Here is a 14,459-nt window from a genome sequence, read left to right on the forward strand (position 1 = left end):
ATGCGGTATTAGCCATCGTTTCCAATGGTTATCCCCCTCATTAGGGCAACTTCCTAAGCATTACTCACCCGTCCGCCGCTCGACGCCTATCAACGCACCCGAAGGATTGTTGATATCGTTTCCGCCCGACTTGCATGTGTTAGGCCTGCCGCCAGCGTTCAATCTGAGCCATGATCAAACTCTTCAATTTAAGATTTTGGTCGGCTCAATGAATACTGACTTCAAAACTACAACAGTAATTTTAAAGCTATTATCGTTCCAACAGAACGATAATGAATTGACTGTGCCAAGACTAAGTAAACTTAATCTCGATTGGTCACTCAGTTCATTGAAACCTAATTTGATACCGAAGTATCTCATTTGATTTTCATCAACGAGCGCCCACACAGATTGATAGGTTTAAATTGTTAAAGAGCTTTGCTTTGAAGCTTTCCTCAAAGCGGACGTGCATTTTAGCGAGATAATTGTCAGTGTCAAACACTTTTTCAATTTTATTTCTCAGAAGCTTTCGTCCTGACTGACTCTTGGCTGAAGCCTTGTGGGCTCTGCCGTGTCAGTGAGGCGGCATTATAGAGATCCCAATCACATTGGCAAGCCTTTTTCGCTGTTTTTTTATAATTTCTTTCTGTTCGGATAAAAATTCAGCAAAAAAGGTTAAAAACCCAGGTTTTGTTTACATATCCACCACGGATATGGCGAACAATGAGACTTTTTTCCAGTTGGTATATTCGACTTCTTTACTGGTATCTGTTTCTCCCCCGGTGATTTTCATAATCAGCTGGATACACAGGCGGTCAAGAAGCTTGTACCTTGGATAACGCAATGCTCCGGCAAATACACCAATCAATTCTGGTGTCCAGGGAGACTTCTTCAAAAAGGTTTTGATATAGACACTGCCTTCCGGCGTATCTTTCTTCTGAGCTTCTTTTCTGGCCGTCAGGTTTACACAGAAAAATGCCACTTTATTATTTTGTAACTCAGCAAGGTTTTGCTCAATAAACTGATACAACTTGTGGTTTAAACGGCCATACCGGATAGAAGCACCAATAATTACCCTATCATACTGCTGAAAATCAACCTGACTGACCTTATGCAGATCCATCAGCTCACTTTGATAACCGACTAGCTGCTTCTGTATATGTTTAAAAATTTTGATTGTCTGACCATCAGTCGTTGAATAGAGACACAATACTTTTTTCACTTTTTCTCCTAGCTACGCCAGAACGTCGGCGTAAACAAAATAAGCAGAGTAAATATTTCCAATCGCCCAAACAGCATTGAGACCACTAATACCCACTTGGCTTTATCATTAATATCGCCGTAGTGAAGCGCAACATCCCCTAAGCCCGGACCAAGATTATTCAATGTAGATGCTATCGCGGAGAATGCGCTAAGCTCATCCATTCCTGTCGCGATCAGCGCAAGCATACAGAGAACAAAGACCAATGCATAGGCTGAGAAAAAGCCCCAAACAGCATCAACCACTCTTTGTGATAATGCTTTATCTCCCAATTTTATGGTAAATACAGCCCGTGGGTGAATCAGCCTTTTGATTTCTCTCCCCCCCTGAAGGGTCAACAACAGAACCCGTATGACTTTCATTCCACCTCCGGTCGAGCCGGCACAGCCACCGATAAAGGAAGAAAACAGAAGTAACACTGGAAGAAACAGAGGCCACTCTGAGAAGCCTGTCGTGGTAAAGCCTGCCGTGGTAGATATCGATACGGTCTGGAACAACGCCTGGTCAAAGGCGTCGTAAATTGAATCGTATGATTGATGCTGAAGCAGCAACAGAAAACAGACAACAAAGAGGATCGCCTGAATCACAAAGAAAGCTCTTAACTCGTGGTCCTTCAGATAGTACTTAGGATGCAGTCCTCCTGAACCAAAAGCCGCAAAGTGCAGAGAAAAGTTGCACCCGGAAATAAGCAGAAAGACCACAGTAATCAGGTTAATCACCGGACTGTTAAAATAGCCCATACTGGCATCATGGGTAGAAAAACCGCCTATCGCAATAGTAGAAAAGCTGTGACAGATAGCATCAAACAGGCTCATTCCGGCTACCCAGAATGCGCCAGCGCATGCCATTGTCAGCCCTAGATAGATATACCAGAGCACCTTTGCCGTTTCGGCAATACGCGGCGTCATTTTGCTGTCTTTAACCGGCCCCGGAATTTCAGCCCGATACAACTGCATTCCCCCGATACCTAAAACCGGAAGAATCGCTACCGCCAGTACAATAATCCCCATACCTCCGAACCACTGCAAAAACTGACGATAAAACAGAATCGCTTTGGGCAGTGCATCCAGACCAACAATGACCGTCGCTCCGGTTGTGGTTAATGCTGAAAAAGATTCAAAGAAGGCGTCCGTGACAGAAACCGCGGGGTTATCCGATATCAGAAAAGGCAGAGCCCCGGCACTACCGATCACAGTCCAGAAAAGTACGACGATAAGAAAGCCGTCTCTCGCTTTCAAATCGCGTTTATGATGCCGGTTCGGAAACCAGAACGCACCACCAAGCATCAGCAACACGAAAAACGTACTGACAAAAGAAACACCAGCGCCATCCCTGTATATCAGAGCCACAAAAGCAGGAGCTAACATAGAGAGACTAAACAGGGCCAGTAACAGTCCGACAATGCGGATTATGGAACGAAATTGCATGCTCGTGTATGAAGCTGGGCTTCTTTCTTCCTCGTGGTTATTTCTCTTCGCTTATGATGATCTTAGCGCTACTTTTATTAATGATAGCCTGAGTAAAATCAGCCACATGACATTTTTCCACCTCAACCTGCATAACCACTTGCTGCCCAAAATCCGTGTCTCCCTGTATACCATCAAACTGGGAAACAATAGACTGTGCAAGCGGCATAAAAGCGTAGTCTAACTGCAGGTTCAGTATCACTGTGATTTTTTTCTCCAGCGTTTGCAAAGTTTTCAGTGCCTGCTGCACCCCGCCGCCATACGCTTTGACCAGCCCGCCGGTTCCAAGTTTTATACCGCCGGAATAACGGGTTACCACCGCTGTAATTTCTCCTACCCCGGAACCACTTAACTGAGCCAGTATGGGTTTGCCAGCAGTTCCGGACGGTTCACCGTCATCACTGAATCCCCATTGCATAGAGTCTTCTGGTCTCCCGGCCACAAATGCCCAGCAATTATGCCGTGCATCAGCGTGTTTTTCCTTTATCTGCTCAACAAAAGCTTTGGCCGATGCTACATCCGGAGTATGGGCCAGATAAGTAATAAAGGTGCTCTTCTTTATTTCTTCAATAAACTGTGCCGGAGCTGCCGGAATCAAATAGGGTTGATCGCTCATGGGTTTCTATTATCAGAAAAAAACTGAGTCTAACACGGGAATAAATGTAACTTCTATTTATGCATTGTAAGCATAGATAAAATGATAATATTTCACTTTAGTCATAGATTAATTACCGCTACTCTTAGCCATATAATCCGTACAACATATTAATCTTACCGCTTGCTGTGGAGACACTCATGTTTAAAGCCTTGGTACTGAATCAGGAAGAAAAGAAAACCCTTTCCTCCATTGAACACATCGATGAAAACCAACTACCGGACGGCGATGTTCTGGTCGCTGTCGACTATTCATCTCTGAACTATAAAGATGGCCTTGCTATTACCGGGAAAGGCAAAATTGTACGTAACTTCCCTATGGTTCCGGGCATTGATTTCGCAGGTAAAGTGATCAGCTCTTCTGACGAGCGTTATCAGGAAGGTGATGAAGTCGTACTGACAGGTTGGGGCGTGGGTGAAAACCACTGGGGCGGTATGGCAGAAAAAGCCCGCCTGAAAGCCGACTGGCTGGTTCCGCAACCAAAAGGGCTGAATGCTAAACAAGCCATGATGATTGGTACTGCAGGGTTTACCGCTATGTTGTGTGTTCAGGCTCTGCTGGATGGCGGCGTAAAACCTGAAGATGGTGAAGTTCTGGTTACTGGTGCCAGTGGTGGCGTGGGTTCCGTTGCAGTGACCTTGCTTGCAACACTGGGTTATAAAGTCGCAGCAGTGACCGGCCGTGTAGAACAAAATGGCGCTCTGCTGGAAAAACTGGGTGCCAACCGCATTATTGACCGTAAAGAATTTGAAGAGCCTGCTCGCCCACTTGAAAAGCAGATTTGGGCGGGTGCGGTTGATACCGCCGGCAGTAAAGTTCTGGCGAAACTACTGACTCAAATGGATTACGGAAGCACGGTTGCAGCCTGTGGTCTGGCAGGCGGTTTTGACCTGCCAACCACGGTGATGCCGTTTATTTTGCGTAATGTCCGTCTTCAGGGTGTTGATTCCGTGGCCTGCCCAACAGAAAAGCGCATTGCTGCCTGGGAAAAACTGGCTGAGCTATTACCAGAAAGTTACTTCGAGCAGGCATGCACCGAAATCTCACTGGAAGATACACCGAAATATGCAGAAGATATTACTAATGGTCAGGTAACCGGCCGGGTTATGATTAAACTGTAAGGTTTGATGAAGACATAAAAAAAGAGCTATCGCTATATTCTGGATGAATTTGTAGTGCAGGACGTCGTGAATACATCCCTGTAGGCTTGGACACAGCATCCATGCTGTGAACACCTGCCCTACAAACACCATCCAGAATCCTACAGCTAAGACCCTTCCAATCCGAGGTCTTCCACCCGTTTCGCAATCAATTTGCCACACTCCTCTTTCAGCAGATTCCGCAGCCATTCCTGAGCCGGAGAATGCTCGCATCGCGGATGCCATATCATCGAATAATCAAACGGGGTAAAATTAAACGGTAAAGGTTTAATGATAAGCCCATATTTATCCGCCACCAGATAGGCCAAATCTGCCGGAACCGTCAGAATCAAAGGCAAGGTATCAATCACCGCCAGCGCAGCTTCCAGATGATAGGCCCGGATAACCATTTTTCGTTCCGGCTGCCCGGTTAATGCCTGATCCAATAGCGCCTTAACGCCATCACTAATAGCGATCATGGCATGTGGATAGGCCAGATAATCGTCCAGCGTCATTTCCTTATCCGCCAGAGGATGAGTGGCCGATAGCATACAAAACACTCCCACCCGGCCAAGTACTTCCTGCTGGAGCGGTGCTACCGATGCAGTCGGACGACAGATAGCCAGATCCGCCCCCTGAACCGCCAACTGGTTTAACAACTGATCATGCTGAAGCGGGAGAAAATTAAGACAAACATTAGGGGCTTCCTGATAAATACGTGGCAACGCAAAAGGCAAAATAGTCTGCATAGCGTAATCCGTCGTCGCAATCGTAAACGTCTGTTCGCAGTTCTCCGGTGTAAATTCTTTTTCTGATAACAACTGCCGCAAGGACTCCAGCGGCTCGCCCAGAGCTCGATTTATATCCAAAGCTTTCTCTGTTGGTAGCAGTCTTTGTCCCTGACGATTAAACAAGGGGTCATCCAATAAATGTCTCAACCGGCCTAATACCCGGCTCATCGCTGACTGACTTAGATTCAACCGGGCAGCTGCACGGCTCACACTGCCTTCTTCAATTAATACCCGTAAAGCCACCAGCAGATTTAAATCCCGGCGATATATGTCTTCCAGCTCCACTTCAGTCCTCATACTGCAAGCGTTATCGTGCTCTGGATTATTGCATATTTTCTCATCATCAGTATGATTTCCTCTTGAGTAGTATTGAGGGTCACACCATGACAGTTGAAGTATCATCCGCTAACCACATTCTGGAGGCCGAAGGGCTACGCTGCCCGGAGCCAGTAATGATGGTCAGAAAAACCATTCGAAAAATGCAAGATGGTGAAGTATTGCTGATCAAAGCTGATGACCCGTCCACCACCCGCGATATTCCAAGCTTTTGCCGCTTTATGGATCATCAACTATTGCAGGCTCAGACGGACCAGCTGCCTTACCAGTACCTGATCCGCAAAGGACTCGAGTAATTCGCTACACCTCCGAACTATCTATCTGACGGGAATAAAGCTGCTTCTGGATTTGTTCTAGCTGATGCCGCATCTCCCGCATCTCTTTATGCATCGGAATAATATGCTGTACCCGAATCCAGGATTCTACGGCCAGTCCCGTCATGATAATGGCCCCAACCACCATGGGTAACCACATATCCGTGAGCACCATTCCCAGCAGAGTTAAGACTAAGCCAAACGTAAACATATAGCTTTGATTCTGCGGGCTTACACCCATGTACCGTGTCAACATAAGCACCTCCTCCAATCAACCCTTACTCTAAGAATAGAACAATTCCGTTCACCCTTAGAGAACCTTTCGTTATTGCCCCATAAAAGGAGTAAAAATGATGAAAAACCAGTTACGGTGAGTAAATAAGCACTATTTCCCTCTACTCGCAGCGCCAATATCCCGGTATACTTGATCGTTATTTTTTCGACTAAAACAGAAGAATCGCGCGAACCTGACTATGCAAAAATACGATATCAAAACCTTTCAAGGTATGATCCTCGCGCTGCAGGATTATTGGGCACAACAAGGATGCACCATCGTGCAGCCATTAGATATGGAAGTGGGTGCAGGTACTTCTCACCCGATGACGTGCTTACGCGCGCTTGGCCCTGAGCCAATTGCGACCGCGTACGTTCAGCCGTCACGCCGCCCAACTGATGGCCGTTATGGTGAAAACCCTAACCGTCTACAACATTACTATCAGTTCCAGGTCATCATTAAGCCATCTCCGGATAATATTCAGGAGCTATACCTGGGCTCACTAAAAGCATTGGGCATCGACCCAACTGTACACGATATCCGTTTTGTAGAAGACAACTGGGAAAACCCGACTCTGGGAGCCTGGGGTCTTGGCTGGGAAGTCTGGCTAAACGGTATGGAAGTCACTCAGTTTACTTACTTCCAACAGGTCGGTGGCCTAGAATGTAAGCCGGTTACCGGTGAAATCACTTACGGTATCGAACGTCTTGCGATGTACATTCAGGGTGTTGACTCAGTATATGACCTGGTATGGTCTGACGGCCCGCTGGGTAAAACCACGTATGGCGATATCTTCCATCAGAACGAGGTAGAACAGTCTACCTACAACTTCGAACACGCTGATGTCGATTTCCTGTTTACCTTCTTCGACCAGTGTGAGAAAGAATGTAAGGACCTGCTGGCACTGGAAAAACCTCTTCCGCTGCCAGCTTACGAGCGTATTCTTAAAGCCGCACACGCCTTTAACCTGCTGGATGCTCGTAAAGCCATCTCTGTGACCGAACGTCAGCGTTACATCCTGCGTATCCGCGATCTGACTAAAGCTGTAGCAGAAGCGTATTACGCATCACGAGAAGCCTTAGGCTTCCCAATGTGCAAAAAGGATGAGGAGAAGTAACCATGGCACAGAATTTTCTAATTGAACTGGGTACGGAAGAGCTGCCACCAACGCAACTTCGCACCCTTGCAGAAGCGTTCGCAGCCAACTTTGAAGCAGAGCTGAAAGGTGCAGACCTCACTCATGCAGGAGTAAAATGGTATGCAGCTCCCCGTCGTCTGGCTCTGAAGGTTGCTGAACTGACTGAAGGCCAGGCAGACAAAGTTGTCGAGAAACGCGGCCCTGCGGTTTCTGTTGCTTTTGATGCTGACGGTAACCCAACCAAAGCAGCTGAAGGCTGGGCACGCGGTAACGGCATCACCGTTGACCAGGCTGAGCGCCTGAAAACAGACAAAGGCGAATGGCTGCTGTTTAAACAGGAAGTCAAAGGCAAGCAGACCAAGGAGCTGGTAACCGAACTGGCTGCTAAGGCGCTGGCTAACCTGCCTATCGCCAAGCCAATGCGCTGGGGCGATAAAGACACGCAGTTTATCCGTCCGGTAAAAACCCTGACCATGTTGATGGGTGATGAACTGATAAACGGTGAAATTCTGGGTGTCGCTTCCGACCGCACTATCCGTGGTCACCGCTTTATGGGTGAAGCAGAATTCACCATCGATAACGCCGACCAATACCCGCAAATCCTGCTGGAACGCGGCAAGGTAATGGCCGATTACGAAGCGCGTAAAGCGATTATCATCGAAGATGCACAGAAAGCCGCTGCTGCAGTAGGCGGTGTTGCTGATCTGGAAGATGATCTGGTTGAAGAAGTCGCCTCTCTGGTGGAATGGCCGGTAGTTCTGACGGCATCTTTCGAAGAAAAATTCCTGGCAGTACCTTCCGAGGCACTGGTTTACACCATGAAAGGTGACCAAAAATACTTCCCGGTTTATGACGAGAACAAAAACCTGCTGCCGAAATTTATCTTTGTCTCTAACATCGAATCAAAAGAACCTCGCCATGTTATCGAAGGTAACGAGAAAGTGGTCCGCCCGCGTCTGGCTGATGCGGAGTTCTTCTTCGATACTGACCGCAAACGTCCTTTGATTGACCGCCTGCAGGAACTGGAAACCGCTGTATTCCAGAAACAACTGGGGACAATCAAAGATAAAACTGACCGTATCGCTGTTCTGGCTGGCTATATTGCCAAGCAGATCGGTGCGGACGTAGAAAAAGCCACCCGTGCAGCACTGCTGGCTAAATGTGACCTGATGACCTCAATGGTCTTTGAGTTCACTGAAACTCAGGGCGTGATGGGTATGCACTACGCGCGTCACGATGGTGAAGACGAAGCCGTTGCTGTGGCACTGAACGAGCAGTATATGCCGCGTTTTGCCGGTGATGACCTGCCAAGCAGTGCGATCTCTTCTGCTGTAGCCATGGCTGACAAACTGGATACCATTGTCGGTATCTTCGGTATCGGCCAGGCTCCGAAAGGCAGTGACCCGTTTGCTCTGCGTCGTGCGTCTCTGGGTGTTCTGCGTATTATCGTTGAAAACGGCTATAACCTGGATCTGGTTGATCTGGTTGCCGAAGCGAAAGCGCAGTACAGCGATAAGCTAACCAATGCTAACGTTGAATCTGACGTTATCGAATTTATGCTGGGTCGCTTCCGTGCCTGGTATCAGGACGAAGGCTTCAGCGTCGATATCATTCAGGCGGTACTGGCTCGCCATCCGACCAAACCATCCGACTTCGACCAGCGAGTGAAAGCAGTATCTCACTTCCGTGGTCTGGATGCCGCCGAATCTCTGGCTGCAGCGAACAAGCGTGTAGGTAACATTCTGGCTAAGTTCGACGGCGAACTGGCCGATGACATCGATCTGGCGCTGCTTCAGGAAGACGCGGAAAAAGCTCTGGCCCAGGATGTTGCAGTAATGACCGAAGCACTGGAACCAGTATTCGCAACCGGTAACTATCAGGATGCACTCAGCAACCTGGCCGGACTACGTGAACCGGTTGATACCTTCTTTGACTCGGTAATGGTCATGGCCGACGATGAAGCGCTGAAGAAAAATCGTCTGACGCTGCTGAACAACCTGCGTAACCTGTTCCTGCAAATCGCGGATATCTCGCTCCTGCAGAAATAACGGGGTAATTCCTTTTGAACCAAAGCCCCGTTCATCTGAACGGGGCTTTTTCGTTCTGGCAAAAATAAACATATAATGAAATAAAACAATGACTAGGTGATGAACTATGCAATTTTCTAAATTTGGTGAAAAGTTTACCCAGCACTCTGGGATCACACAGCTAATGGATGACCTGAATGATGGTCTACGCACTCCGGGAGCCATCATGCTCGGTGGTGGTAATCCGGCAGCGATCCCGGCCATGCTCGACTACTTTCATCAGGCCGGCAGCGATATGCTGGCCAACGGAAAATTGGTAGAAGCCATGACCAACTATGATGGTCCGCAGGGTAAAGATGCCTTCGTCAAAGCGCTGGCGCAATTACTGCGTGATACTTATGACTGGGATATCAGCGAGAAGAACATCAGCCTGACCAACGGCAGCCAGAGTGCGTTTTTCAATCTGTTTAACCTGTTGGCTGGGGAACAGCCGGACGGCTCCCATAAGAAAATCCTGCTGCCGCTGGCTCCGGAATATATCGGCTACAGCGACGCCGGCGTCAATGACGATATTTTTATCTCGTATCAACCGGAAATCGAGCTGCTGGGCAATCGCCTGTTCAAATACCATGTCGATTTTGAACAGATTAACATTGATGATTCGGTCGCCGCGATCTGCGTGTCCCGTCCAACCAACCCGACCGGCAACGTTCTGACCGATGAAGAAATCGAAAAACTGGATCGACTGGCGCGACACAATAACCTGCCACTGATCATTGATAATGCCTACGGCACACCATTCCCGAATATCATTTTTGAAGACGTGAAACCATTCTGGAATGACAATACCATTTTGTGTATGAGTCTCTCTAAGCTTGGCCTGCCGGGAGTGCGCTGCGGTATCGTCATTGCCAGTGAAGAAATCACCGAAGCAATGAGCAACCTGAACGGTATTATCAACCTGGCTCCGAGTGGTATCGGCCCGGCGATCGGCACCCATATGATCGAATCGGGTGACCTGCTGCGTCTGAGCGATAGCGTAATCAAACCTTACTATCAGCAGAAAGCATATTTTGCTGTGCAACAACTTCAGGAAGCGATCGACGACCCAAGATTCCGCATCCACAAACCGGAAGGCGCGATATTCCTCTGGCTGTGGCTGGATGAGCTGCCCATCACGACCATGGATCTGTATCAGCGCCTGAAAGCACGAGGGGTACTGATTGTACCGGGAGAGTACTTTTTCTTCGGCCAGGAAGTCACCTGGCAACACAGCCACCAGTGTATCCGTATGAACTATGTACAGGATGAAGAGAGTATTCGTAACGGTATCCGCATCATCGCGGAAGAAATCCAGAAAGCATATCAGGAATAACATTCTCACCAACAAAGCCCGATACATTGCATCGGGCTTTAATCTAATTACTCTCCTCTTTTTCATTCTTTGCCTCTTTTTTGAACACCCGATCACAAAACCAGCAATTTGTTAGCAAAATGTGATTCGTTTACTAGAATTAATCACATGTTACCGATAACATAAATAATGTTCCCGGTAACATTTCGATCAATATTACGATAACGAAAGGACAACCCCCTATGAAACTCACTATAAAAACCCTCGCCTCTACGGTTGCTGCTGTTCTTATGTCCACTTCAGCATTAGCTGCCGACTTTAATTTTAAATTCCAGTCCAGTGATCCGTCCGGAGACAAGAACTTCCAGGTACAGCAAGAGTGGACGGAACGGGTAGAAAAAATGTCCGGAGGTCGTATCCATATTGATCTGCTGCCTGTAGGCGCAGTGGTAAAACATACAGAAACACTGGGTGCCATCAAAATGGGTGTACTGGATGGCCACATTACCGCTACCGGTTATTTTTCCGGTAAAGATCCAGCGTTCGGCCTGATTGGTAATATGGTCGGAGCCTGGTCCGATACCCGACAATTGCTTGAATACATTAACTACGGTGGTGGTTATGAGCTGATGACAGAGCTATACGCTCCATACGGCGTGAAATACGTGGGCGGTTCAACAACCGGCGTTGAGTCCTTCGTCTCGAAAGTACCGCTGGATGGCGTAGATGACCTGAAAGGTCTGAAACTGCGAGCTCCGGAAGGTCTGGTTCAAAAGGTTTTTGCGGCCGCGGGGGCTGCTCCGGTTAACCTGCCAGGCTCCGAGGTATTTACCGGCCTGAGCAAAGGCGTTATCGATGCCGCGGACTACACCGTATTCTCTACTAACCAAAAAGCCGGTATGAACGATATTGCCCCTCACCCGGTACAGCCAGGTTTCCACTCCCTGCCAATGATAGATATTTCTATGAGCCAGAAGAAATGGGACAAGATGCCGGACGATCTACAGGAAATCATGACGGTATCTGTACGTGATTTTGCTCAGGATATTACTACTCAGCTACGCATCGCTGATGCGAAAGCAGTAAAAGAAGCTCAGGCGAACCCAGACATTACTATCCATAACTGGCCAGCAGAAGAGCGTAAAAAGTTCCGTCAAATCGCGATGGGTGAATGGGAAAAATACGCCGAACAATCCCCTAATGCGAAGAAGGTCTACAACTCGATTACCACTTACCTGAAAGGTGCAGGTCTTCTATAAGCTAACTCATCTATAAGCCAATACTGGGGAGGGTGCTTTCCCTCCCCCTCATATTTATCCGGGTAACACGTTATGAAAACTCAAGACACAACAGAACCCAAAGTAGCAGAAATGCCCCACAACTTTCTCGACAGGCTGATTGCCCGGATAAGTGAAGTATTAAGCTACCTGTTTGTTTTTACCGTTCTTATTTCATTTTACGAAGTCATCAGTCGTTACCTGTTTGACTCCCCTACCATTTGGGTTCATGAAACGGCTTCCTTTATTGGCGGCTCACTGTTTGTCATTGGTGGTGCCTACGCACTGGCAACCGACAAGCATGTCAGGGTGGTACTGGTCTACGATGTGGTTTCACGCCGAGCGCGGCATTACCTGAACCTTTTCCATCATATCGCTGGTCTGCTTTTCTCCGGCATGCTGATCTACGGTGCCTACCAAATGGTGGCAAATTCCTGGTTCACTCCTTGGGGTGACGTACACCTGGAAACGTCAGGTACCGCCTGGAATCCACCGTTTCCGGCGCTGCTGAAAGGACTGATCCTGCTGATTGTCTGCATTATGTTCATTCAGTTTGTCCTGCATCTGATCAATGAAATACAAGCACTAAGGAAGGAAAAAGATGTTTGATTTATCTTCTATAGGTATCGCCTATGGCAGCCTTCTGATGCTGGTGCTGATGATCGGACTGCTACTCACCGGGATGCAACTGGCCTTTGTTACCGGTCTGGTCGCTCTGATATTCACCTATGGCTGGTTTGGAATTGACGCATTACCTTTGGTAACCAGCCGTATTTTCAGCTTCGTAAACGGCTACGTTTTCCTCGCCGTACCTATGTTTGTATTGATGGCCGCCCTGCTCGACCGTTCGGGTATCGCCCGGGATCTGTTTGATGCCATGAAAAGTGTCGGCCGTAAGGTGCGTGGCGGCGTGGCGGTACAAACCTTGTTAGTAGCCGTGGTTCTGGCCTCCATGTCCGGTGTTATCGGCGGCGAAACCGTACTGCTGGGTATTCTGGCTCTGCCACAGATGCTGCGCCTTGGGTATAACCGTAAACTGGCTATCGGGACAACCTGTGCCGGTGGTGCACTGGGTACCATGCTGCCTCCGAGTATCGTACTTATTATTTATGGTCTGTCTGCTTCGGTTTCCATCGGTGAACTGTTTAAAGCCGCATTCCTTCCAGCCTTTATTCTGGCTATGTTCTATGTGGGTTATGTTCTGATTCGATGCAAACTGAACCCGTCTCTGGCTCCATTACCATCAGAAGAAGAACTGGCAGAAGATGCAAAAACACACCCAAGCTATTTTAAGGCTCTGTTCTTCCCGCTGCTGTCGGTTGCTATTGTTCTGGGCAGTATCTATACCGGCGTCGCATCGGTCACCGAAGCCTCCGCTCTCGGTGTTGTCGGTATTGCGCTGAGCGCCTGGATACGCGGTGAGCTAAACACCAAAATGGTAAAAGAGTCTGCCATCGCGACCATGCGTACCTGCGGCATGATCATGTGGATTGGTATCGGTGCTTCTGCTCTGGTTGGGGTGTATAACCTGATGGGCGGTATCGACTTTGTTGAGCAGACGATTCTTGCCCTGAGTGGCGGCAATGCCATGAGCACGCTACTGATCATGATGGCTATCTTGTTCGTACTGGGCATGTTCCTGGACTGGGTAGGCGTGGCTCTGCTGACCATGCCTATCTTCGTACCAATCATTACCGGCCTAGGCATGGATCCGGTCTGGTTTGGCGTGGTGTTCTGTCTGAACATGCAGGTGGCGTTCCTGTCTCCCCCATTTGGTCCGGCCGCGTTTTACCTGAAATCGGTCGCACCGAAAGATATCTCGCTGGGAGAAATCTTTTCCTCCATGCTGCCTTTTATTGCACTTCAGGTTTCCGTACTGGCACTGGTGATTATTTTCCCAGAGCTGGCGTTGTGGTGGCAGTAGCCCTTCCATAAGCAGGTAAGAGAAATACATTATGAATAGAAAATATGTCGTTATGGGAGTATCAGGGTGCGGTAAATCTTCTATTGGTGCAGCACTGAGCCAGAAACTGAATATCCCATTCTTTGATGGTGATGATTTCCACCCGGCAGAAAATGTACAAAAAATGCAAAACGGCCAGCCACTGACCGATGCCGATCGACAGTCCTGGCTCGAAACACTGAATACACTGATCAATGAAAATGACGCCTTGGTCATCGCCTGCTCAGCACTGAAACCGGAGTACCGAAACCTGCTGAGACAAGGTAATCCGGATATTCGGTTTATTTATCTGAAGGGGGACTTCGACACCATCTGGTCAAGGCATCAAAAACGTGAAGGTCACTATTTCAACGGTTCCGCCATGCTGGAAAGTCAGTTTGACACCCTGGTTGAGCCAAATGAACAGGAGGCGCTGCATGTTGATATAAAGCAGTCTCCACAACAAATTATTCAATATATTTTGGCTAACCTAGCCTGAGGTAAGT

14 protein-coding genes and 1 rRNA gene are annotated in these 14,459 nt (G+C 48.2%); 9 read left to right on the plus strand and 6 right to left on the minus strand.

What is annotated here, in order from left to right:
* The 4 genes from DI392_RS18670 to DI392_RS18690 form a co-directional block, all read right to left on the minus strand.
* Positions 1–190: ribosomal RNA gene (locus DI392_RS18670) — 16S ribosomal RNA — on the minus strand; the annotation flags it as partial.
* Positions 191–673: 483 nt separating this feature from the next.
* Complete coding sequence (hemG, locus tag DI392_RS18680; protein ID WP_109321210.1) at positions 674–1,201, minus strand: menaquinone-dependent protoporphyrinogen IX dehydrogenase; 528 nt, start codon at positions 1,199–1,201, stop codon at positions 674–676.
* Between the two features lie 8 nt (positions 1,202–1,209).
* Positions 1,210–2,667, minus strand: a complete 1,458-nt coding sequence (locus DI392_RS18685) for a TrkH family potassium uptake protein (RefSeq protein ID WP_109321211.1) — start codon at positions 2,665–2,667, stop codon at positions 1,210–1,212.
* 37 nt (positions 2,668–2,704) lie between these two features.
* Positions 2,705–3,322: a YigZ family protein gene (locus DI392_RS18690; RefSeq protein WP_109321212.1), complete on the minus strand. Its 618-nt coding sequence runs from the start codon at positions 3,320–3,322 to the stop codon at positions 2,705–2,707.
* Positions 3,323–3,501: 179 nt separating this feature from the next.
* On the opposite strand from DI392_RS18690, the gene acuI reads away from it, so the two are divergent.
* Positions 3,502–4,482 (plus strand): acrylyl-CoA reductase (NADPH), encoded by a 981-nt coding sequence (gene acuI, locus DI392_RS18695; RefSeq protein ID WP_109321213.1) that lies wholly within the window; start codon positions 3,502–3,504, stop codon positions 4,480–4,482.
* Between the two features lie 146 nt (positions 4,483–4,628).
* On the opposite strand, the gene DI392_RS18700 is transcribed toward acuI, so the two are convergent.
* On the minus strand, positions 4,629–5,576 hold the full coding sequence (locus tag DI392_RS18700; RefSeq protein ID WP_245884152.1) for a LysR family transcriptional regulator: 948 nt from the start codon (positions 5,574–5,576) through the stop codon (positions 4,629–4,631).
* A 98-nt stretch (positions 5,577–5,674) separates the two neighbouring features.
* Here DI392_RS18700 and tusA point away from each other — a divergent pair, with 98 nt between their 5' ends.
* The gene (gene tusA, locus DI392_RS18705; protein ID WP_109321215.1) at positions 5,675–5,923 is read left to right on the plus strand and encodes a sulfurtransferase TusA; all 249 of its coding nucleotides are present in this window, start codon (positions 5,675–5,677) and stop codon (positions 5,921–5,923) included.
* A gap of 4 nt (positions 5,924–5,927) precedes the next feature.
* On the opposite strand, the gene DI392_RS18710 is transcribed toward tusA, so the two are convergent.
* Positions 5,928–6,203 carry a hypothetical protein gene (locus DI392_RS18710; protein WP_181388466.1) on the minus strand — a complete coding sequence of 92 codons (276 nt, stop codon included), beginning with the start codon at positions 6,201–6,203 and terminating at the stop codon, positions 5,928–5,930.
* A 211-nt stretch (positions 6,204–6,414) separates the two neighbouring features.
* Between DI392_RS18710 and glyQ the strand changes: the two genes are divergently transcribed.
* The 7 genes from glyQ (at position 6,415) to DI392_RS18745 (ending at position 14,452) form a co-directional block, all read left to right on the plus strand.
* Positions 6,415–7,332 carry a glycine--tRNA ligase subunit alpha gene (gene glyQ, locus DI392_RS18715; RefSeq protein WP_109321217.1) on the plus strand — a complete coding sequence of 306 codons (918 nt, stop codon included), beginning with the start codon at positions 6,415–6,417 and terminating at the stop codon, positions 7,330–7,332.
* Between the two features lie 2 nt (positions 7,333–7,334).
* Positions 7,335–9,401 (plus strand): glycine--tRNA ligase subunit beta, encoded by a 2,067-nt coding sequence (glyS, locus tag DI392_RS18720; RefSeq protein WP_109321218.1) that lies wholly within the window; start codon positions 7,335–7,337, stop codon positions 9,399–9,401.
* A gap of 106 nt (positions 9,402–9,507) precedes the next feature.
* A complete protein-coding gene (locus DI392_RS18725) occupies positions 9,508–10,755 on the plus strand; it encodes a valine--pyruvate transaminase (RefSeq protein ID WP_109321219.1) in 1,248 nt (415 codons plus the stop codon).
* 221 nt (positions 10,756–10,976) lie between these two features.
* Complete coding sequence (locus DI392_RS18730) at positions 10,977–11,993, plus strand: TRAP transporter substrate-binding protein (RefSeq protein ID WP_109321220.1); 1,017 nt, start codon at positions 10,977–10,979, stop codon at positions 11,991–11,993.
* 72 nt (positions 11,994–12,065) lie between these two features.
* A complete protein-coding gene (locus DI392_RS18735) occupies positions 12,066–12,620 on the plus strand; it encodes a TRAP transporter small permease subunit (protein ID WP_109321221.1) in 555 nt (184 codons plus the stop codon).
* Positions 12,613–13,935, plus strand: a complete 1,323-nt coding sequence (locus DI392_RS18740) for a TRAP transporter large permease (RefSeq protein WP_109321222.1) — start codon at positions 12,613–12,615, stop codon at positions 13,933–13,935. Before DI392_RS18735 ends, DI392_RS18740 begins: the two co-directional genes overlap by 8 nt.
* 31 nt (positions 13,936–13,966) lie before the next feature.
* Entirely contained in the window at positions 13,967–14,452 is a 486-nt protein-coding gene (locus tag DI392_RS18745; protein WP_425445705.1) for a gluconokinase, read from the plus strand.
* The last annotated feature ends 7 nt before the right edge of the window (positions 14,453–14,459 follow it).

It is taken from the genome of Vibrio albus (assembly GCF_003144035.1).
Taxonomy (GTDB): domain Bacteria; phylum Pseudomonadota; class Gammaproteobacteria; order Enterobacterales; family Vibrionaceae; genus Vibrio; species Vibrio albus.

Excerpts from the sequence above, each read along its gene's own strand:
- DI392_RS18725 (WP_109321219.1), top strand. The coding sequence starts at position 9,508 with ATGCAATTTTCTAAATTTGGTGAAAAGTTTACCCAGCACTCTGGGATC.
- glyS (WP_109321218.1), top strand. The coding sequence starts at position 7,335 with ATGGCACAGAATTTTCTAATTGAACTGGGTACGGAAGAGCTGCCACCA.
- DI392_RS18690 (WP_109321212.1), bottom strand. The coding sequence starts at position 3,322 with ATGAGCGATCAACCCTATTTGATTCCGGCAGCTCCGGCACAGTTTATT.
- DI392_RS18730 (WP_109321220.1), top strand. The coding sequence starts at position 10,977 with ATGAAACTCACTATAAAAACCCTCGCCTCTACGGTTGCTGCTGTTCTT.
- DI392_RS18685 (WP_109321211.1), bottom strand. The coding sequence starts at position 2,667 with ATGCAATTTCGTTCCATAATCCGCATTGTCGGACTGTTACTGGCCCTG.
- DI392_RS18735 (WP_109321221.1), top strand. The coding sequence starts at position 12,066 with ATGAAAACTCAAGACACAACAGAACCCAAAGTAGCAGAAATGCCCCAC.
- tusA (WP_109321215.1), top strand. The coding sequence starts at position 5,675 with ATGACAGTTGAAGTATCATCCGCTAACCACATTCTGGAGGCCGAAGGG.
- glyQ (WP_109321217.1), top strand. The coding sequence starts at position 6,415 with ATGCAAAAATACGATATCAAAACCTTTCAAGGTATGATCCTCGCGCTG.
- DI392_RS18740 (WP_109321222.1), top strand. The coding sequence starts at position 12,613 with ATGTTTGATTTATCTTCTATAGGTATCGCCTATGGCAGCCTTCTGATG.
- acuI (WP_109321213.1), top strand. The coding sequence starts at position 3,502 with ATGTTTAAAGCCTTGGTACTGAATCAGGAAGAAAAGAAAACCCTTTCC.
- DI392_RS18745 (WP_425445705.1), top strand. The coding sequence starts at position 13,967 with ATGAATAGAAAATATGTCGTTATGGGAGTATCAGGGTGCGGTAAATCT.